This is a genomic window from Streptomyces sp. NPDC059853 (genome assembly GCF_042731495.1).
Taxonomy (GTDB): domain Bacteria; phylum Actinomycetota; class Actinomycetes; order Streptomycetales; family Streptomycetaceae; genus Streptomyces.
Map to the genome: position 1 here is coordinate 1 of NZ_JBHWJL010000033.1, position 19,194 is coordinate 19,194.

Sequence of the window (19,194 nt, forward strand, 5' to 3'; positions counted from 1 at the left end):
CCACCGCCGTCGAGGAGAACTCCACCGCCGCCAGATGACCGGCGGCCACCACCGTCAGCAGCGTGGAGGCGGCGGTCGCGGTCAGCGCGTCCAGCCGCTCGTCCCCGCCGCCCCGGTGCCGCAGCTGGAGCAGCACCACCAGCAGGAACCAGACGCCGAGCGTGCCCACCATCGCGGTGACGCCGTGCTCGCGGGAGGTGGACAGCAGCACGACGTCGGCCGCCAGGCCCGCCGCGAACGCCAGCAGGATGCCCTGCCGGGCCGGCCACATCCCGTTCAGCCGGAACCAGCCGGCCGCCGTGACGGCCTGGAGCACGACCACCGGCCCCAGCAGCGCCCACTGCCCGTGCGGCGCGGTGACGGCGAACAGCGCCGCCAGCACCGCCGTCAGCAGGGCCGGCTGGATCCCGGGCGGGATGATCGGCGAGGCGGCCCGGTGCGACGCGCTCGCCGCGCGGGGGTCGCCGGGGGGACGGGTGGCGGGGTTAGTGGTCTCACTCACGGCCCTATTTTCGTACGGATCAACGGGTGGCTGCGGCGCGCCGTCCGGGCCGCTCACGCACAGCCCCCCGCGAACGGCGGCAGCACCTCGACGACCGCGCCCTCCGCCAGCACCACCTCGTCGTGCGCGCGGCGCCCCACCTGCTCCCCGTTCACCAGGAAGGAGCAGCGCGCCAGCACCCGCGCGAACTCCGGCCGGGCGGCGTGCCGCTCCCGCGCCGCCGCGAGGGCGGCGCCCAGCGTGGCGGCCTCGTACCCCTCCTCAGCCGTACCGGCCGCGGCCTTCGCCGCCGCCCAGTACCGGATGGTCCCGCTCGCCATCAAGCCTCCCGAAGAGATGTGCGCGCAGCCATCATGATGGCTGGTGTCCGTCCCGCTCCTTAAGACGGCCCCTGCACGGGATGAACTGTTTCGGTTATGCTGCTCGCCAAGTAAAGGATCCGGGCGATGGCGCCGTACCGGGTCCTTTTGTGCATTCAGGGCAGAGCCGCTCGCATCGTCCCGTCGCCCCCGCCAGCCGTCAGGACCGAGGAAGGAAACCGCCCACCGATGAGTTCCCTGCTGCTGCTGACCAACGCACTCCAGCCGTCCTCGCACGTGCTCCCCGCCCTCGAACTGCTGCTGCACAACGTACGCGTCGCACCCGCCGAGGGCCCCGCCCTGGTGGACGCCCCCACCGCCGACGTCATCCTCGTGGACGGCCGCAAGGACCTCCCCCAGGTCCGCTCCCTGTGCCAGCTGCTGCGCTCCACCGGCCCCGGCTGCCCGCTCGTGCTGATCGTCACCGAGGGCGGCCTCGCCGCCGTCACCGCCGACTGGGGCGTGGACGACGTCGTCCTGGACACCGCGGGCCCGGCCGAGGTCGAGGCGCGGCTGCGGCTGGCCACCGGCCGCCAGCAGCTCAGCAACGACGACAGCCCGATGGAGATCCGCAACGGCGACCTGTCGGTCGACGAGGCCACCTACAGCGCCAAGCTCAAGGGGCGCGTCCTCGACCTCACCTTCAAGGAGTTCGAGCTGCTGAAGTACCTGGCGCAGCACCCGGGCCGGGTCTTCACCCGCGCCCAGCTGCTCCAGGAGGTCTGGGGCTACGACTACTTCGGCGGCACCCGCACCGTGGACGTCCACGTGCGGCGGCTGCGCGCCAAGCTCGGGCCCGAGCACGAGTCGCTCATCGGCACGGTGCGCAACGTCGGTTACCGCTTCGTCGTCCCGGAGAAGGAGAAGCCGGCCGACGAGCACGCCCGCGCCGTGACCCGCGAGGCCGAGCAGCTCATCAAGGAGGCGGCACGGCGCGCCTGAGCGCCCCACCGGCCCGTCTTCCGCCCCCGGGACCTGTGTTCCGGGGGCGGCGCCGCGCGTAGACTGCCGTGGTGGCCAAGGTGACGCGGGACGATGTGGCGCGACTGGCGGGTACGTCGACCGCGGTCGTGAGCTATGTCATCAACAACGGACCGCGCCCCGTCGCGGCCGGGACGCGCGAGCGGGTGCTCGCGGCGATCAAGGAACTGGGATACCGCCCGGACCGGGTGGCGCAGGCGATGGCCTCCCAGCGCACCGACCTCATAGGCCTGATCGTGCCGGACGCCCGGCAGCCGTTCTTCGGCGAGATGGCGCACGCCGTGGAACAAGCGGCGGCCGAGCGCGGCAAGATGGTGCTCGTCGGCAACTCCGACTACCTGGACGAGCGCGAAGTCCACTATCTGCGGGCGTTCCTGGGCATGCGGGTCTCGGGCCTCATCCTCATCAGCCAGGGGCCGAGCGAGCACGCGGCGGCGGAGATCGACGCGTGGGACGCGCGGGTGGTGCTGCTGCACCGGCGGCCGGACGCGATCGACGACGTGGCGGTGGTCCTCGACGACATCGGCGGCGCCCGCCGCCTCACCCGGCACCTGCTGGACCACGGGCACCCGTACGTGGCGTGCCTGGGCGGGGTGGAGTCCACCCCCGAGTCCGGCGACCCGGTGACCGACCACGTGACCGGCTGGCGCCGGGCGATGGACGAGGCGGGCCTGTCCACCGAGGGCCGGCTGTTCCAGGCCCCGTACAACCGGTACGACGCCTACCGGGTGGCCCTCGGCCTGCTGGCGGGCCCCGACCGGCCGCCCGCGCTGGTGTGCGCCACCGACGACCAGGCGATCGGCGTGCTGCGGGCGGCACGGGAACTGCGGATCGATGTCCCCGGCGAACTCGCGGTGGCCGGTTTCGACGACGTGAAGGAAGCGGCACTGACCGACCCGCCGCTGACGACGGTCGGCTCCGACCGGGTGGGCATGGCCCGCGCGGCGGTGGACCTGGCGATCAACGACCAGGACGGCCCGCCCCTGGAGCGCCACCGCCGGTTCTCCGCCCACCTGCGCATCCGCCGCTCCTGCGGCTGCCCGGCGGAGCGGCCCTCACCCTGACGGCGGACGGCCCTACGTTCGGGTGACGTGGGTCGGTGGACCGGTTCCGGGTGGTCCGGGCATGCTGGAATCGGTGGCGTCAAGGTAAGGAGTCCGCTGTGAGCGTGCCTGCCGTTGAACCCCCGTACATCCGGGGAGAGACCTGGGATGAGCTCCTCAGGACCTGGGAAGGGCTGGACATTCCCGAGGGCTGGAAAGCGGAGATCATCGAGGGGTTCATCATCGTGTCGCCCGCGCAGTCGAAGCCGCACACCTACATTGCGAGCAAGTTGCACCGGAGGCTGCTTCCGGCGCTGCCCGAGGGCTGGGACGTCTACCAGAACGTCGACGTACGGATCCCGCTGCGCTCGGGCGTCTTCCAGCCCGACCTGGTGGTGCTGCCCGAAGCTCTGATGCTGGACGGCACGCCGGAGACCCAGGCGGGAGACGCCGCCCTGGTCGTGGAGGTCACGTCGCGCGGGAACGCGGGCCGCGACCGGGTCGAGAAGCTCGCCGGGTACGCACGGGCCGGTGTCCCGCTCTGCCTGCTGGTGGACCGGGTCGCTTCCCAGGGGCCGCTGATCACGCTGTTCGGTGAACCTCACAGCGGTGTGTACCGGACGCTGTGGACCGGGAAATTCGGCGATCCGATCCCGTTGCCCGACCCCTTCGACCACGCCATCGACTCCAGGGATTTCCCCGCCGGCTGACCGCCCCGCGGAAAACCCAGGGGAACTCTGAGGCGCTTCTCAGGCGCCTCTCATCTTCCGGGCGCACGCTCGGGGCATGAGCGAACACCAGGGGTACCAGGAGAACGAGCCGTTCCACACCTGCCCGCCGCAGCCCGGTCACGCGCCCGACGCCGCCGTGGACGGTGCCGCTCCGCCGGCCGGGGAGGGCACCCGGGGGGCCAAGCGGCGCCGGGCCGGGAGATCCGTGGCGCTGCTGGCCGCCGTCACGGTGGTCGCCGCCGGGGTCGGGGGCGGGACCGCCGCCCTGCTCGGGGACGCGCAGGCGGGGTCCACCGGCACCGGCACCAGCGTCAGCGGCACCCAGGTGTCGGTGCACACCGACGGCACGGTGGCGTCCGTCGCCGCCGCCGTCGCGCCGTCCGTCGTGGAGATCTCCACGCAGACCTCCACCGGCTCCGGGGTGATCCTCTCCTCCGACGGGAAGATCCTCACCAACCACCACGTCGTCTCCGGCGCCGGTGAGGTGCGGGTGACCTTCTCCGACGGCTCCACCGCCACCGCGGCCGTCACCGGCACCGACCCGGACACCGACCTCGCCGTCATCCAGGCGCGCGATGTCTCCGGGCTGCCCGCCGCGACGCTCGGCGACTCCGACGCGGTGGCCGTCGGCGACCAGGTGGTGGCCATCGGCTCGCCCGAGGGGCTGTCCGGCACCGTCACCAGCGGGATCGTTTCCGCACTGGACCGCGAGGTCACCGTCTCCACCGGGGACAGCTCACCGCAGGAGCAGCAGCAGTGGCCGTTCGAGTTCGGCGGCGGACGGTACAACGGCGACCTCGGCTCCGGCGGCACCACCACCTACCGGGCCATCCAGACCGACGCCTCCCTCAACCCCGGCAACTCCGGCGGCGCGCTCGTCAACATGAACGGCGAGATCATCGGCATCAACTCCGCCATGTACAGCCCCTCCGCCGATTCCGGCAGCGCCGGCCTGGGCTTCGCCATCCCCGTCAACACCGTGAAGACCGTGCTGAGCGCCCTGGAAACCGGCGGCGCCGGCGGCTCCGGCGCGGTCGGCCACGTCTGATCCGGCAGGACGAGTGATGCGAGACTGACGCGCATGAGTGATCGTTCGCGGGTGCTGATCGTCGACGACGAACCGGCCGTGCGGGACGCCCTCCAGCGCTCCCTGGCCTTCGAGGGATACGCCACCGAGACCGCCGTCGACGGCCTCGACGCCCTCACCAAGGCCGAGCGCTACCACCCCGACGCGATCGTCCTCGACGTGCTCATGCCCCGCATGGACGGGCTCACCACCGCCCGGCGGCTGCGCGCCACCGGGGACCGGGTGCCCATCCTGATGCTGACCGCCCGCGACACCATCGGCGACCGGGTCAGCGGCCTCGACGCCGGGGCGGACGACTATCTCGTCAAGCCCTTCGAACTCGACGAGCTGCTGGCCCGGCTGCGGGCCCTGCTGCGCCGCAGCGGCTACGCCCGCCCGGCCGGGACGGACGGCGGGGACGGCACCGGGCCCGGCCCGGACGCCGGACTGCTGACCTTCGGCGAACTGCGCATGGACCCCGCCACACGGGAGGTACGGCGCGGGCAGCGGCCGGTGGAGCTGACCCGCACCGAGTACACCCTGCTGGAACTCTTCCTCACCCACCCGCGCCAGGTCCTCACCCGGGAGCAGATCCTGCACGCCGTGTGGGGCTTCGCGTACGAGCCCTCGTCCAACTCCCTGGACGTCTACATCATGTATCTGCGCCGCAAGACCGAGGCCGGCGGCGAGCCGCGCCTGGTGCACACCGTGCGCGGCGTCGGGTACGTGCTGCGGGACGCGCCATGAGGTCCGGCCGCGGTCTGTCGCTGCGCTCCCGGCTGGCCCTGCTGACGGCGGTGGCCGTGGCGGTGGCGGTGGCGGCGTGCGCGATCGCGGCCTGGTTCCTGGTCCGCGACCAGCTGATGCGCTCCCTGGACGACACCCTGCGCGACAACCGGGCCGACCCGGTGCTGGTCTACCGCATGTGGGAGAACGGCCAGTGCTACCCGCACCCGGCCGATGTCCCGCAGAACGTGCCGGTGCCGTTCGACTCCACCATCCAGGTGGTCACGGCCGACGGTTCGAGCTGCATCATCTCCGGGGCGGCGACCCTGGACGTCTCGCCCGCCGATACCGCCGTCGCCGGGCGCAGGGCCGCCGAGTCCTTCCACAACGCGACCGGCTCGGACGGGGTCACCTACCGGGTGCTGACCCGCCCGCTGCAGACCACCACCAACGGTGCCGTCACCGTGGCCCGCCCGCTGAGCGAGGTCACCGACCCGCTGCGCTCCCTCGTCGTCGTGCTGGCGCTGGTCGCCGCCGCCGGGGCGATCACCGCCGCCGGGGCCGGGGTGGCGCTGGCCAGGGCCGGGCTGCGGCCGGTGGACCGGCTGACGGCGGCGGCCGAGCACGTGGCCGCGACCGAGGATCTGAGCGTCCGCATCCCGGTGGCCGGTGACGACGAGATCGCCCGGCTCTCGGCGGCGTTCAACTCCATGACGGCCGCCCTCGCCTCCTCCCGTGAGCTCCAGCAGCAGCTGATCGCCGACGCCGGGCACGAGCTGCGCACCCCGCTCACCTCGCTGCGCACCAACATCGAGCTGCTGGTGCGCAGCGATCAGACCGGCCGCCCGCTGCCGCCGGAGGACCGGCGGCGGCTGCTGGAGTCGGTGACCGACCAGCTGGCCGAACTCGCCGCGCTCATCGGCGATCTCCAGGAGCTGTCCCGCCCCGAGAAGCCCGCCGGCCAGGGCAGCCGGTTCGAGGTGGTGGGGCTGCACGAGGTGACGCGCCGCGCGGTGGACCGGGTGCGGCTGCGCGGCCGGGCGCGCGGTCTGGCCGTCGAGGCCGAACTGGAGGACTGGTTCGTGCGGGCCGAGCCGGCCGCGCTGGAGCGGGCCCTGGTCAACCTGCTGGACAACGCGGTGAAGTTCAGCGGTGACGGGGAGGTAGTGGAGGTGACGCTGCGCGGCGGGCTGCTGCGCATCCGCGACCACGGCCCGGGCATCCCGCCGCACGAACTGCCGCACGTCTTCGAACGGTTCTGGCGCTCCCCGGGCGCGCGCGGGCTGCCGGGGTCCGGCCTCGGGCTGTCGATCGTGGCCCGGACGGTGCGCGAGAGCGGCGGGGAGGTGGCGCTGCACCCGGCACCGGGCGGCGGTACGGAGGCGGTGCTGCGGCTGCCGGGCGCTCCGACCCCGCCGCCGTCCGTCCCCTGACCGGCACGGACCGGTAAGGGACCGGCCCGGCCGTCCCCCGGCCCGGTGCGCTCAGGAGCAGCTGATCCCGCAGCCGGGGGCGCCCTCGGGGGCGTCCTCCAGCAGCCGCACCGGCCCCGTGCCGCGCTCGCCGCACACGTCGTACGGGTTCGCCAGCGAGCAGCTGTCCAGCGACAGGCAGCCGCAGCCGATGCAGTCGGTCAGATCGTCCCTGATCCGGGTGAGCTGCCAGATCCGGGCGTTGAGATCGGCCTTCCAGAACTCGGACAGCCGGGCCCAGTCCTCCCTGGTGGGGGTGCGGCCCTCGGGGAGTTCGTGCAGGGCCTCGCGGATGGCGTTCAGCGGCATCCCGACGTTCTGCGAGACCTTGATGAACGCCACCCGGCGCAGGGTGTCGCGGTGGTAGCGGCGCTGGTTGCCGGAGGTGCGGCGGCTGCTGATGAGGCCCTGGTCCTCGTAGAAGCGCAGGGCGGAGGTGGCGACGCCGCTGCGTTCGGCGAGCTGTCCGATGGTGAGTTCTCTGGTGATGGTGGGAGGCACGTCCGTCATCGTACGCAGACCTCAATCCCGATTGAGGTCCGCGTTTCGGCGGTCCGCCCGGGGGGAGTACCCAGCACATGGGGAGACTGCTGGCCATCAGCGATCTGCATGTGGCCTACGACGAGAACCGCAAGATCACCGAGGAGCTGAGACCGGAGTCGGACGACGACTGGCTGCTGGTCGCGGGCGATGTGGGGGAGACGTTCGCGGACATCGAGTGGGCGCTGACGCTGCTCGTCGGCCGGTTCGCGCGGGTGGTGTGGGTCCCGGGCAACCACGAGCTGTGGACACCCGCCTCCGACCCGGTGCAACTGCGCGGCGAGCGCCGCTACGAGCGGCTGGTCGAACTCTGCCGCGGCCTGGGCGTCCTCACCCCCGAGGACCCGTACCCGATCTGGCAGGGCGAGCGCGGCCCGGTCGCCGTCGCGCCGCTGTTCCTGCTGTACGACTACACCTTCCGGCCACCCGGCACCCGCACCACCGCCGAGGCGCTGGCGGTGGCGGAGGCCGCCGGGGTGGTGTGCACCGACGAGTACCTGCTGCACCCCGACCCGTACCCGAGCCGCCAGGCGTGGTGCCGGGCCCGCCTGGAGTACACCGAGGAGCGGCTGGCCGCGCTGCCCGCCGGGGCGCCCACCGTGCTGATCAACCACCATCCGCTGATCCGGCAGCCCACCCGGGTGCTGCGCCACCCGGAGTTCGCGCTGTGGTGCGGGACCGAGGCCACCGACGACTGGCCGGTACGGTTCCGGGCCGCCGCCGTCGTCTACGGGCATCTGCACATCCCGCGCCGCATCACCCGCGACGGCGTACCGCACCACGAGGTGTCGCTGGGCTACCCGCGCGAGTGGCGCCCGCGCGGCGGGACGCCCGGCCGTCCGGTGGTGATCCGCACGTGATCGGGGAGCTGCTGCCGCGCGAGGTGAGCGCGGTCGAGATGTTCGGGGACCCGGACGACGTGCTGGACCTCTTCCCCGAGGAGGCGGCGGCGGTGGCCAGGGCGGTGCCCGGGCGCCGCCGGGAGTTCGCCACCGTGCGGGCCTGCGCCCGTACCGCCCTGGAGCGGATCGGCGGCCCCCGGGTGCCGCTGCTGCCGGGCGAGCGCGGGGCGCCGGGCTGGCCGCCTGGGTACATCGGCTCGATGACGCACTGCACCGGCTACCGCGCCGCGGTGGTGGCCGCCGCCGGTGGCGCGGTGGCTTCGCTCGGCGTGGACGCCGAGCCGCACGAGCCGCTGCGCGACCCGGGCGTGGTGGAGATGGTGACGCTGCCCGGCGAACGCGAGCACCTGGCGAAGCTGGCCGCCTCCCACCCGCGGGTGCGCTGGGAGCGGCTGCTGTTCAGCGCCAAGGAGAGCGTCTACAAGGCGTGGTTCCCGCTGACCCGCCGCTGGCTGGGCTTCGAGGAGGCCCGGGTCGCCTTCGACCCGGACGGCGGGGCGTTCACCGCCGAACTGCTCGTGCCGGGCCCGGTGGTCGACGGGGTGCCCCTCCGGCGCTTCGCCGGCCGGTGGCTGGTACGGGACGGGCTGCTGGTGACGGCGATCGCCGTCCCCGCGCCGCGCCCCGTACCGGCCGGGGGGATCACTGGATGACGGTGATCCGGTCGGCCGCCGGGGCGGCCAGCGGGCTCTCGGGGGAGGACTGGGCCAGCAGGTAGTCGGCCAGCACCCGCATGTCGTCGTTGCCGACGCGCGGGTCGGTGCCCTCGGCGAGGGTCGGGAAGCCGTCGCCGCCGCCCGCCAGGAAGGAGTTGACCGCGATCCGGTAGGTGCGCCCGTCCTCGATCGGCTCACCGTTCAGCCGCACCGTGTCCGCCACGATCCGGTCGGCTCCGGAGCGGGTGAGGTCCAGGGTGTAGGTGAGCCCGGCGGAGGGCTGGAGGATCTTGGGCGCGGCGGCGTTCGGGCCGCTGACCTGCTCGCGCAGCACCTGGAGCAGCTGCTCGCCGGTGATCGACAGCAGGTTGACGGTGTTGGAGAACGGCTGGACGGTGAAGCCCTCGCCGTAAGTCACCACGCCGTCGCCCTCGTCGCCCGAGGCGGCGTACACCAGGTCGGCGCGGACCCCGCCGGGGTTCATCAGGGCGAGGTCGGCGCTGCCCTCCAGCTCCACGGCGTGCGCCAGCTGGGCGTCGGCGATCAGGTCGCCGAGCGGGAACTCGGGGGTGCCGGCGCCGCGGCCCCTGATGTCCTCGCTGATGTAGCCGATGGGGGCGTTGGTGACCGGGGCGGCCAGCTCGTTCCAGTAGTCGATGAGCCGGGTGAGGTCACGGGCCGGCCGCTGGTCGCGGTGCACGACGCGGTTGGTGCCCTCGACGGAGGTGCGCACGATGTCCTTGGTGCGCGGGTCGTAGCGCATGGTCAGCTCGGTGAACAGCCGGCCGTTGGAGGCGGCGGAGGTGACGAGCCGGTCGTTGCCGTCCGGGTCGGGGACGGTGCACACGTACGGCTGGTGGGTGTGGCCGGTGATCAGCGCGTCGACGCCGGGGTCGATGGTCTGCGCGATCTCCACGATCGGTCCCGAGATGCCGTCGGCGCCCGCGTCGCAGTCGGCGTTGTAGGCGGGGTTGGCCGGGTAGCCGCCCTCGTGGATCAGCGCGATGACCGCGTTGACGCCCTTGGCTTCCAGCTCGGCGGTGTAGCGGTTGATGGTCTCGGCCTCGTCGAGGAACTCCAGGCCCTCGATGCCTTCCTGGGTGACGATGTCGGCCGTCCCCTCCAGGGTGACGCCGATGAACCCGACCTTGACGCCCTTGATGTTCTGGACGCTGTACGGGGCCAGCACGGGCACGCCGGTGTCCTCGTGCACCACGTTGGCGGCCAGGTAGGGGAAGTCGGCGCCGCCGAAGGTGCGGTCCTCGGCGTAGCAGCCGTCCACCGGGTGGCAGCCGCCGTCCTGGAGGCGGAGCAGTTCCTCCCAGCCCTCGTCGAACTCGTGGTTGCCGACGCCCGCGACGTCCATCTCCAGCCGGTTGAGGGCCTCGATGGTGGGCTCGTCGTGGAACAGGCCGGAGAGCAGCGGGGTGGCGCCCACCAGGTCACCGGCGGCCACGGTCACCGAGCGCTGCTGGCCCTTGCGGGCCTCGCGCAGCCCGGTGGCCAGGTACTCGACGCCCCCGGCGGTCAGCGTCTCGGTGCTGCCGTCGGGGTGCTCGTGGGTGACCTGACCGCCTGAGCCCTCCGGGGGTTCCAGCGCGCCGTGCAGGTCGTTGATGGCCAGGATCTGGAGGTCGAGACCGGGGCCGGGCTGACCGGCGCCGGGCCCGTTGCCGTTGCCGTTGCCGTTGCCGGGGCCGGCCTGGGCGGCCGGCACTCCGACGGCGAGGGCACCGGCGGCGGCGAGGGTGACCGCGCCTGCCGTCAGTCTGAATCTGCGGGAACGCCTGGTGGCGGCCGGGGTGCGCATCAGCGGAGATTGCCTCTCGTGGAATCGGGGGACAAGCACAGATAGGGGGCGGACAGCGGAGAAGACAGGACAGTGCGACGGCAGCCTACGGCTACGCGCGTAGCGTGTCAGGGGGCCGCGGGTAACAAGCGGATGAAGGGTCCGGGCGATATGGGCATAGAGTCTCCGGCATGAGTGACGTCATCGTGGTCGACGAGGTGACGGGCCCCCAGCTGCGCGCGGCCGAGCGGCTGATCGACGCGGCGGCCCGCACCGACGGGCAGAGCGCCGTATCCGAACAGGGCAGGCTGCTGCTGCGCGGCGGGCGGCGCGACGGGGTGAAGCACCTGCTGTTGCGGCACGAGGACCAACTGGTGGGCTACGCCCAGCTGGACGGCACCGACCCGGTCGAAGCCCCCTCGGCCGAGCTGGTGGTGCACCCCGAGCACCGCGGACAGGGCTACGGGCGGCTGCTCGGCGGGCAGCTGCTGGCCGCCTCCGGCCACCGGCTGCGGCTGTGGGCGCACGGCGGCCACCCGGCCGCCCGGCATCTGGCGCAGGTGCTCGGCCTCACCCTCTTCCGCGAGCTGCGGCAGCTGCGCCGCCCGCTGGGGGGACTGCGCGACGTCGATCCGGTACTGCCCGAAGGGGTGACGGTCCGCAGCTTCGTGCCCGGCCGGGACGACGCCGCCTGGCTGGCGCTCAACGCCGAGGCGTTCGCCCACCACCCGGAGCAGGGCGCCCTCACCCAGGTCGACCTGGACGCCCGGAAGAAGGAGCCCTGGTTCGACCCATCCGGGTTCTTTCTCGCGGTGCGCGGCGACACCCTGCTCGGCTTCCACTGGACGAAGGTGCACAGCGCCGAGTCCCTGGGCGAGGTCTACGTCGTGGGCGTCGCCCCCGCGGCGCAGAACCTCGGGCTCGGCAAGGCGCTCACCCTGATCGGCCTGCGCTACCTGGCCGCCGACCGGGCGCTGCCCACCGCCATGCTGTACGTCGACGCCGACAACACCGCGGCGCTGCGGGTGTACGAGGGGCTCGGCTTCCGGACCCACGAACGCGACCTCATGTACCGCACCGAAACCTGATCCGCATCCCGGCCACCTCCCGGTCACACCGCTGACGTGCTCCGTTCGTACTCCTGGCGGGAGAATGGGTGGTATGAGTCCTGAAGTGCGGGGAGCGCGCGGCGCGCAGGCCGGTCCCGAGACGACCGCGAAGGCGCCGGCGGCAGCGGTGGGAGGCGGTGACGCGCCGGGGCCCGGCCCCGGCGCCGGTGCGGACCCGGAGCGTACGGTGCCGCCCCCGGCCGCCCCCGCCCCGGCGGGCGGGCACCCCGGCGGGACGCCGCCCGCCGCCACCCCGGCGCCCGCCCCGGCACCCGTGGCCGACCCGGCGGGCGCCCCGCTGCCCGACGACCGGTTCCTGGACCGCGAACGCAGCTGGCTGGCGTTCAACGAACGCGTCCTGGAGCTGGCCGAGGACCCCGCCACCCCGCTGCTGGAACGCGCCAACTTCCTGAGCATCTTCGCCAGCAACCTGGACGAGTTCTTCATGGTGCGCGTCGCCGGCCTCAAGCGCCGTATCGCCACCGGCGTCGCCACCCGCTCCCTCACCGGCCAGCTGCCGCGCGAGGTGCTCCAGGAGATCTGGTCCCGCTCCCGCGACCTCATGGCCCGGCAGGCCGCCTGCTACCAGCGCTCCGTCGCCCCCGAACTCGCCGCCGAGGGCATCCACCTGCTGCGCTGGCCCGACCTCACCGAGGCCGAGCAGACCCGGCTGTTCACCCTCTTCCGGCAGCGGATCTTCCCCGTCCTCACCCCGCTGGCGGTCGACCCGGCGCACCCCTTCCCGTACATCTCCGGCCTCTCCCTCAACCTCGCCGTCGAGGTGCGCAACCCGGCTACCGGCCACAGGCACTTCGCCCGGGTGAAGGTCCCGCCGCTGCTGGATCGTTTCCTCGAAGCCTCCCCGCAGCGCTTCGTCCCCGTCGAGGACGTCATCGCCGCCCACCTGGAGGAACTCTTCCCCGGCATGGAGGTGCTGGCCCACCACGTCTTCCGCGTCACCCGCAACGAGGACCTGGAGGTCGAGGAGGACGACACCGAGAACCTCCTCCAGGCCCTGGAGAAGGAACTGCTGCGCCGCCGCTTCGGCCCCCCGGTCCGGCTGGAGGCCGAGGAGTCCATCGACCCGGGCGTGCTGAGCCTGCTGGTGCGCGAACTGAAGATCCGCGAGGAGGAGGTGTACACCGTGCCCGGGCCGCTCGACCTCACCGGGCTCGGCGACATCGCCTCCCTGGAGCGGCCGGAGCTGAAGTACCCCAAGTTCGTGGCCGGCACCCACCGCGAACTCGCCGAGGTCGAGTCCGCCTCCGCCCCCGACATCTTCGGCGTGCTGCGCGAACGCGACGTCCTGCTGCACCACCCGTACGACTCGTTCTCCACCTCCGTCCAGGCGTTCCTCGAACAGGCCGCCGCCGACCCCGACGTGCTGGCCATCAAGCAGACCCTCTACCGCACCTCCGGCGACTCCCCGATCGTCGACGCCCTCATCGACGCCGCCGAGTCCGGCAAGCAGGTGCTGGTGCTGGTGGAGATCAAGGCCCGCTTCGACGAGCACGCCAACATCAAATGGGCGCGCAAGCTGGAGGAGGCCGGCTGCCACGTGGTGTACGGGCTGGTGGGCCTCAAGACGCACTGCAAACTGTCGCTGGTGGTGCGCCAGGAGGGCGAGACCCTGCGCCGCTACGCGCACGTCGGCACCGGCAACTACCACCCCAAGACCGCCCGGCTGTACGAGGACCTGGGCCTGCTGACCTCCGACGCCGAGGTCGGCGCCGACCTCTCCGACCTGTTCAACCGGCTCTCCGGCTACTCCCGCCGCGAGACCTACCGCCGGCTGCTGGTCGCCCCGCGCTCCCTGCGGGACGGGCTGCTCGCCCGCATCGGCCGCGAGATAGCCCACCACCGGGCGGGCCGCCCGGCGTCCATCCGGATCAAGACCAACGCCATCGTGGACGAGGCGGTCATCGACGCCCTGTACCGCGCCTCCCAGGAGGGCGTCCCGGTCGACATCTGGGTGCGCGGCATCTGCGCGCTGCGCCCCGGGGTGCCGGGCCTGTCGGAGACGATCCGGGTGCGCAGCGTGCTGGGCCGCTTCCTGGAGCACTCGCGGGTGTACGCGTTCGCGGCGGGCGGCGAGAGCGAGGTGTGGCTGGGCAGCGCCGACCTGATGCACCGCAACCTGGACCGCCGCATCGAGGTGCTGGTCCGGGTCACCGACCCGGCGCACCGCTCCACCCTGACCCGGCTGCTGGCCGCCGGGACCGCCGACACCACGGCGTCCTGGCACCTCGGCCCGGACGGCACGTGGACCCGGCACTGGACCGGCACGGACGGCCGGGCGCTGCGCAATGTGCAGGAGATGCAGATCGAGGCACGAAGGAGGCGCCGTGGCGGCAACAGCTGAGGAGGAGACGGTACGGGCGGCCGGCTGCGTGCTGTGGCGGTACGCGCCGGGCCCGGGCGGCGAGGTGGAGGTCGCCCTGGTGCACCGCCCCCGGTACGACGACTGGTCGCACCCCAAGGGCAAGCTGCACCCGGGCGAGGAGCCGGAGGACGCCGCGCTGCGGGAGGTGCTGGAGGAGACCGGCATGATCTGCGTGCTGGGCGCTCCGCTGCCCACCGCCCGCTATCTGGTGCGCGGGCGGCCCAAGGAGGTCAGGTACTGGACGGGCGAGGCGGTCGGCGGCCGGTTCTCGCCCAACGACGAGGTCGACCGGCTGCTGTGGCTGCCGCCCGACCAGGCGCGGACCCAGCTGACCCACGCCCAGGACCGGCCCCTGCTGGAGGCGGCGCTGGCGCAGCTGGCGGTCCCGTAACGCCCGGCCGGCCCGGCGCCCGCGCGCAGCACCCCCGGCCGCCCGCTCCGTGCCCGGCGCTCAGCCCCGGGGCGCCAGCGCCGCCCACCGCACGGTGACCTCGCCCTGCCGCCACCGCCGCACGTCGTCCGCCAGCGGCCAGCCGGCCGCCGCCAGCGCCCGTACCGCCGTGACCCAGCGCTGCCGCGCCCCCAGCGGGGCGTACGGGGCGGCGGTGGCCCAGGCCCGGTCGAAGTCCCGCAGGAACCGGTGCACGGGCTCGCCCGGCACATTGCGGTGGATGAGCGCCTTGGGCAGCCGCTCGGCCAGATCGGACGGCGCCCCGAGACCGCCGAGCCGGGCCGCGAAGGTGACCGTGCGCGGCCCCTCGGGCCCCAGCGCCACCCACACATGCCGCCGCCCCAGCTCGTCGCACGTGCCCTCCACCAGCAGCCCGCCCGGGGCCAGCCGCCCGCACAGCCGCTCCCACACGCCCCGCACCCGGTCCTCCGGGTACTGCCGCAGCACGTTCGCGGCCCGGATCAGCAGCGGGCGCTCGCCGCCCGGCAGCGGCACCTCGAACCCGCCACGGACGAACGACAGCCCGTCCCGCTCGTACGGCAGCGCCGCCGCCACCCGCTCCGGATCGATCTCCACTCCGGCCACCCGGGCGTCCGGCCGTACCCGGCGCAGCCGCTCCAGCAGTTCGACGGCGGTCCACGGCGCCGCCCCGTACCCCAGGTCCACGGCCAGCGGGGCGCACCGGGCGCCGCGCAGCGCGGTGCCGTGCGCATGGGAGAGCCAGCGGTCCATGCGCCGCAAGCGGTTGGGGTTGGTCGTCCCCCGGGTCACCGTCCCCTCGGGCATAGGGGCGAGTGTACGTTTCGGCGGCCACCCGGAGGATGCCGTCCGCGAGCGGTTGGGCACACTGGTGTGGGGGAGACGTCCGTTTTCCGCTCTCGGTCCGTCAGGAGACGCAGTGGGGCACCGACCGCGCCGGGTGGCGATGCTGAGCGTTCACACCTCACCGCTGCACCAGCCGGGCACCGGCGACGCGGGCGGGATGAACGTCTACATCGTCGAGCTGTCCAGACAGCTGGCGGCTCTGGGCACCGAGGTGGAGATCTTCACCCGCGCCTCGGCCGGCGGGCTGCCGCCCGCCGTGGAACTGGCGCCCGGGGTGCTGGTGCGCCACGTGGACGCGGGCCCGTACGAGGGGCTGAGCAAGGAGGAGCTGCCGGCCCAGATGTGCGCGTTCACGCACGGCGTCACCCAGATCTGGGCGGGGCAGCGGCCGGGATACTTCGATCTCGTGCACTCGCACTACTGGCTGTCGGGCCAGGTGGGCTGGCTGGTCGCCGAGCGGTGGGGGGTGCCGCTGGTGCACGCCATGCACACCATGGCGAAGGTGAAGAACGCCGCCCTGGCGGCCGGGGACTCCCCGGAGCCGGCGGCGCGGGTGATCGGCGAGACGCAGATCGTGCGCGCGGCCGACCGGCTGATCGCCAACACGGCCGAGGAGGCCGCCGAACTGGTCCGCCACTACGACGCCGACCCGATGCGGACGGCCGTGGTGCACCCCGGCGTCAACCTGGACGTGTTCCGCCCGGCGGACGGCCGGGCGGCGGCCCGGGCCCGGCTGGGGCTGCCGCCGGACGCGCTGATCCCGCTGTTCGTGGGGCGGATCCAGCCGCTGAAGGCACCCGACCTGCTGCTGTACGCGGTACGGGAGCTGCTGGACCGGGATCCGTCGCTGGCCGCGCCCGGCCGGCTGGTCGTCCCCGTCGTGGGCGGCCCGTCCGGCACCGGCCTGGCCCGCCCCGAGCGGCTGCGCAAGCTCGCCGACCGGCTGGGCCTGACCGACCTGGTGCGCTTCCACCCGCCGGTCGGACAGGAGCGGCTGGCGGACTGGTACCGGGCGGCGAGCGTGCTGGTGATGCCGTCCTACAGCGAGTCGTTCGGCCTGGTGGCGGCCGAGGCCCAGGCTTGCGGCACCCCGGTGGTCGCGGCGGCGGTGGGCGGGCTGCCGGTGGTGGTGCGGAACGAGGCGACCGGCTACCTGATCGAGGGCCACGACCCGGTGCACTACGCGGCGGCGCTGGCCCGGTTCGCGGCCGCCCCCACCCTCTCCGACCGGCTGGGCCGGGCGGCGGCGCTGCACGCCCGCCGCTTCGGCTGGGCGGCGACGGCGGCCGGCACGGTGTCGGTGTACCGGGCGGCCACGGAATCCCACCGGTTCGCCCTACGATCGGCGCATGGCTGAGGACACCGGGCGCACCGTCGAGGACACGCTGAACGACCTGGGCGTGGAGTGGGAGCGCCCGGACCCCGGCCACTACGTGGTCACCCTGCCGGGCACCCGCAAGCTCTCCACGACCTGCTCGCTGCGGCTGGGCCGGCACGCGCTGTCGGTCAACGCGTTCGTGATCCGCCGCCCGGACGAGAACCACGCGGCGGTGCACCGCTGGCTGCTGGAGCGCAACGCGCGGCTGTACGGGGTGGCGTACGCGCTGGACACCCACGGCGACATCTACCTGGCCGGCCGCCTCCCGCTGGCGGCGGCGACCCCGGGCGAACTGGACCGCCTGCTGGGCGTGGTCCTGGAGACGGCGGACGGGGCGTTCAACACCCTGCTGGAACTGGGCTTCGCGACGGCCATCCGCAAGGAACACGCCTGGCGCGTCTCCCGCGGCGAACCCACCCACAACCTGGCGGCGTTCAGCCACCTGTTCCCCCCGGACTGACCCGCCGACGGCTCGTCTCTCCTTCCCAGCGCCCGGAGTTCGACTCCGGGCGCTGTCGTGTGCGCCCCTGTGCGCCGTGGTGCTCCACGCGGGTGGTGAGGCAGGGTTGGTGGCGCTGGGCAGAGGAAGAAACTCTGAGAAATTTCTCAACCTTGGGAGAAACAGTGAGGCTGCGCTTCAACGGGACCACAAGCGGTGGCGGTGGCTGCCCCGCCGTCTACGAAACCGACCGGAACACGGTCGTCGTCCAGGGATGGAAGGTCGATCGCCGGGACAGCGCTTATCAGGACATCCGCCATCTCGCGGAGGGCGAGGACCTGGTGGAGGTCCCGCGAGACCTGTTGGAGAGGTTTGCGCCGAGGCCGGCACCGGATCCGTCGGAACTGGTGAAGGGGGAAGCGTTCGCGGCCCTCTTCCGGGACTTCGCGTATACGGCGCGAAGGCTGGAGACGCGCACGCACTACGACATCGACAACGAGCGGGAGCCGTTCCGGCAGTTCCTGTCGGGCGATCCGGTTGTCGATCTGGGATGGTTTGAGCCCTGGCTGCACACGATGCGCGAACAGACAGCGCAGGGCAGGGTCATCAGCCGGGTCAGGGTCGTTCCGCCCCAGCTCACGGACTACCTGCGCTTCGAGTTGTTCCTGGCCGAGCACAACACGGCCGCTGGGGAAGACATCCAGTACCTGGACCGGGCGACTGCCGAGCTGGCGGCGTTGCCGGACAAGGACTTCTGGCTGTTCGACTCGCACACCGTGGCGGTCTTGCACTTCACGCCGGAAGGGCAGTTGCTGGGGGCTGAGCTGATCACCGAGCCCGCCGTTGTGATCGAACACGCCAGGTGGCTTGACGCCGCCTTTCAGCACGCGATTGCATACGAGGAGTTTGTGAAGGAGCATCCACCGCGTTGAGCAGGCCACCCAGAGGCGTTGACGAGGCCAGGCAGGAGCTTGGCGGACGCCTGCGTGCCCTGAGGCACACGGCCGGTCTTGACGGCCGTACTCTTGCTGGGCGGCTCGGCTGGCCGCCCAGCAAGGTATCAAAGCTGCAACTCGGCCGTCAGTCGCCCACCGAGAGCGACATCCAGGAATGGACGGCTGCCTGTGGCGCACCGCAGGCAGCCGGCGAACTTCTTGTTCTGCTGCGCGATCTGGACCGGCGTTATGCGGAATGGCGTCGCCAACTGCACCAGGGACATGCTGCTGTGCAGCGCTCATGGAAGCAGATGGAGGAGTCAGCCGCCACCGTCCGTTCCTTCGAATCGTGCTGGGTTCCCGGCCTTCTGCAGACCGCCGAATACGCCGCTGCCCGCTTCCGGGAGCACGCCGGTCTCTTCGACAGCCCACGGGACACCCAGGAAGCGGTGGCCGAGCGGCTGGAGCGGCAGAAGGCCTTGTACGAGCCCGGACGCAAGCAGCGGCACATGGTCGTGTCGGAGTCGGTTCTTCGCTATGGACTGGCCCCGGCCGCGGTGATGCGGGCCCAGCTCGATCGGCTCGTCTCGGCCACCACACTGCCCACGGTCCGCCTGGGCATCGTCCCCCACGGCAAGCGGTTGCCCGTCTCGCCCGCCCACAATTTCTGCGTCTTCGACGATCAACTCGTCACCGTGGAGATCGCAAGTGCGGAACTGCGGCTGGGGCAGCCCGAAGAAGTCTCACTGTATCGCCGGGTGTTCGACGCACTGGCGACCAGCGCGGTGTACGACGACGACGCCCGCCGCCTCATCATCGCAGCCGCCGAATCCTGGGCCTGAGAAATCCGAAGAAATTTCCTGGACGCCCCGCTATATGCGCTCAATCATGGTCACGGAGGGCACTC

Annotated in this window: 19 protein-coding genes and 1 pseudogene; 15 read left to right on the top strand and 5 right to left on the bottom strand. The window is 72.9% G+C overall.

The features are described 5' to 3' along the window. A pseudogene (locus tag ACFV5N_RS06075) lies at window positions 1–502 on the bottom strand (hypothetical protein); the annotation flags it as partial. Between the two features lie 53 nt (window positions 503–555). After that, window positions 556–822, bottom strand: a complete 267-nt coding sequence (locus ACFV5N_RS06080) for a MoaD/ThiS family protein (RefSeq protein WP_385594665.1) — start codon at window positions 820–822, stop codon at window positions 556–558. Between the two features lie 228 nt (window positions 823–1,050). Here ACFV5N_RS06080 and ACFV5N_RS06085 point away from each other — a divergent pair, with 228 nt between their 5' ends. The 6 genes from ACFV5N_RS06085 to ACFV5N_RS06110 all read left to right on the top strand — a co-directional run bounded on the left by ACFV5N_RS06085 (window position 1,051) and on the right by ACFV5N_RS06110 (window position 6,841). Then, on the top strand, window positions 1,051–1,803 hold the full coding sequence (locus tag ACFV5N_RS06085; protein WP_019431802.1) for a response regulator transcription factor: 753 nt from the start codon (window positions 1,051–1,053) through the stop codon (window positions 1,801–1,803). Window positions 1,804–1,874: 71 nt separating this feature from the next. Continuing rightward, the gene (locus tag ACFV5N_RS06090) at window positions 1,875–2,906 is read left to right on the top strand and encodes a LacI family DNA-binding transcriptional regulator (protein ID WP_385594669.1); all 1,032 of its coding nucleotides are present in this window, start codon (window positions 1,875–1,877) and stop codon (window positions 2,904–2,906) included. A 104-nt stretch (window positions 2,907–3,010) separates the two neighbouring features. Then, a complete protein-coding gene (locus ACFV5N_RS06095; protein WP_385594672.1) occupies window positions 3,011–3,595 on the top strand; it encodes a Uma2 family endonuclease in 585 nt (194 codons plus the stop codon). A gap of 76 nt (window positions 3,596–3,671) precedes the next feature. Further along, window positions 3,672–4,664 carry a S1C family serine protease gene (locus tag ACFV5N_RS06100; RefSeq protein ID WP_385594674.1) on the top strand — a complete coding sequence of 331 codons (993 nt, stop codon included), beginning with the start codon at window positions 3,672–3,674 and terminating at the stop codon, window positions 4,662–4,664. A gap of 33 nt (window positions 4,665–4,697) precedes the next feature. Further along, window positions 4,698–5,429: a response regulator transcription factor gene (locus tag ACFV5N_RS06105; protein WP_385594677.1), complete on the top strand. Its 732-nt coding sequence runs from the start codon at window positions 4,698–4,700 to the stop codon at window positions 5,427–5,429. Further along, complete coding sequence (locus ACFV5N_RS06110) at window positions 5,426–6,841, top strand: ATP-binding protein (RefSeq protein WP_385594680.1); 1,416 nt, start codon at window positions 5,426–5,428, stop codon at window positions 6,839–6,841. The genes ACFV5N_RS06105 and ACFV5N_RS06110 overlap by 4 nt, the downstream gene beginning before the upstream one ends. A 51-nt stretch (window positions 6,842–6,892) precedes the next feature. Here the strand turns inward: ACFV5N_RS06110 and soxR are convergent, their stop codons facing one another. Next, window positions 6,893–7,390, bottom strand: a complete 498-nt coding sequence (gene soxR / locus ACFV5N_RS06115; protein ID WP_385594683.1) for a redox-sensitive transcriptional activator SoxR — start codon at window positions 7,388–7,390, stop codon at window positions 6,893–6,895. Between the two features lie 68 nt (window positions 7,391–7,458). Between soxR and ACFV5N_RS06120 the strand changes: the two genes are divergently transcribed. Together ACFV5N_RS06120 and ACFV5N_RS06125 are read left to right on the top strand one after the other, a co-directional pair. Then, complete coding sequence (locus tag ACFV5N_RS06120) at window positions 7,459–8,280, top strand: metallophosphoesterase family protein (RefSeq protein WP_385594686.1); 822 nt, start codon at window positions 7,459–7,461, stop codon at window positions 8,278–8,280. After that, window positions 8,277–8,975 carry a 4'-phosphopantetheinyl transferase gene (locus ACFV5N_RS06125; RefSeq protein WP_385594689.1) on the top strand — a complete coding sequence of 233 codons (699 nt, stop codon included), beginning with the start codon at window positions 8,277–8,279 and terminating at the stop codon, window positions 8,973–8,975. Before ACFV5N_RS06120 ends, ACFV5N_RS06125 begins: the two co-directional genes overlap by 4 nt. Here ACFV5N_RS06125 and ACFV5N_RS06130 read toward each other — a convergent pair. Further along, window positions 8,965–10,788 carry a bifunctional metallophosphatase/5'-nucleotidase gene (locus tag ACFV5N_RS06130; protein ID WP_385594691.1) on the bottom strand — a complete coding sequence of 608 codons (1,824 nt, stop codon included), beginning with the start codon at window positions 10,786–10,788 and terminating at the stop codon, window positions 8,965–8,967. The genes ACFV5N_RS06125 and ACFV5N_RS06130 overlap by 11 nt on opposite strands. A gap of 170 nt (window positions 10,789–10,958) precedes the next feature. Here ACFV5N_RS06130 and mshD point away from each other — a divergent pair, with 170 nt between their 5' ends. The 3 genes from mshD (at window position 10,959) to ACFV5N_RS06145 (ending at window position 14,650) form a co-directional block, all read left to right on the top strand. Then, a complete protein-coding gene (mshD, locus tag ACFV5N_RS06135; protein WP_385594694.1) occupies window positions 10,959–11,855 on the top strand; it encodes a mycothiol synthase in 897 nt (298 codons plus the stop codon). 73 nt (window positions 11,856–11,928) lie between these two features. Next, a complete protein-coding gene (locus ACFV5N_RS06140; RefSeq protein ID WP_385594697.1) occupies window positions 11,929–14,238 on the top strand; it encodes an RNA degradosome polyphosphate kinase in 2,310 nt (769 codons plus the stop codon). Beyond that, window positions 14,222–14,650 (top strand): NUDIX hydrolase, encoded by a 429-nt coding sequence (locus tag ACFV5N_RS06145; protein WP_385594699.1) that lies wholly within the window; start codon window positions 14,222–14,224, stop codon window positions 14,648–14,650. Before ACFV5N_RS06140 ends, ACFV5N_RS06145 begins: the two co-directional genes overlap by 17 nt. 60 nt (window positions 14,651–14,710) lie before the next feature. On the opposite strand, the gene ACFV5N_RS06150 is transcribed toward ACFV5N_RS06145, so the two are convergent. Then, complete coding sequence (locus ACFV5N_RS06150) at window positions 14,711–15,496, bottom strand: class I SAM-dependent methyltransferase (RefSeq protein WP_385594702.1); 786 nt, start codon at window positions 15,494–15,496, stop codon at window positions 14,711–14,713. Between the two features lie 139 nt (window positions 15,497–15,635). Here ACFV5N_RS06150 and mshA point away from each other — a divergent pair, with 139 nt between their 5' ends. The 4 genes from mshA to ACFV5N_RS06170 all read left to right on the top strand — a co-directional run bounded on the left by mshA (window position 15,636) and on the right by ACFV5N_RS06170 (window position 19,129). Further along, entirely contained in the window at window positions 15,636–16,892 is a 1,257-nt protein-coding gene (gene mshA, locus ACFV5N_RS06155; protein WP_385594738.1) for a D-inositol-3-phosphate glycosyltransferase, read from the top strand. Further along, window positions 16,885–17,373: a YbjN domain-containing protein gene (locus ACFV5N_RS06160; RefSeq protein ID WP_385594705.1), complete on the top strand. Its 489-nt coding sequence runs from the start codon at window positions 16,885–16,887 to the stop codon at window positions 17,371–17,373. The genes mshA and ACFV5N_RS06160 overlap by 8 nt, the downstream gene beginning before the upstream one ends. A 164-nt stretch (window positions 17,374–17,537) precedes the next feature. Continuing rightward, complete coding sequence (locus ACFV5N_RS06165; RefSeq protein WP_385594708.1) at window positions 17,538–18,284, top strand: DUF6879 family protein; 747 nt, start codon at window positions 17,538–17,540, stop codon at window positions 18,282–18,284. Further along, a complete protein-coding gene (locus tag ACFV5N_RS06170; protein ID WP_385594711.1) occupies window positions 18,281–19,129 on the top strand; it encodes a helix-turn-helix domain-containing protein in 849 nt (282 codons plus the stop codon). The genes ACFV5N_RS06165 and ACFV5N_RS06170 overlap by 4 nt, the downstream gene beginning before the upstream one ends. Window positions 19,130–19,194: the final 65 nt, after the last annotated feature.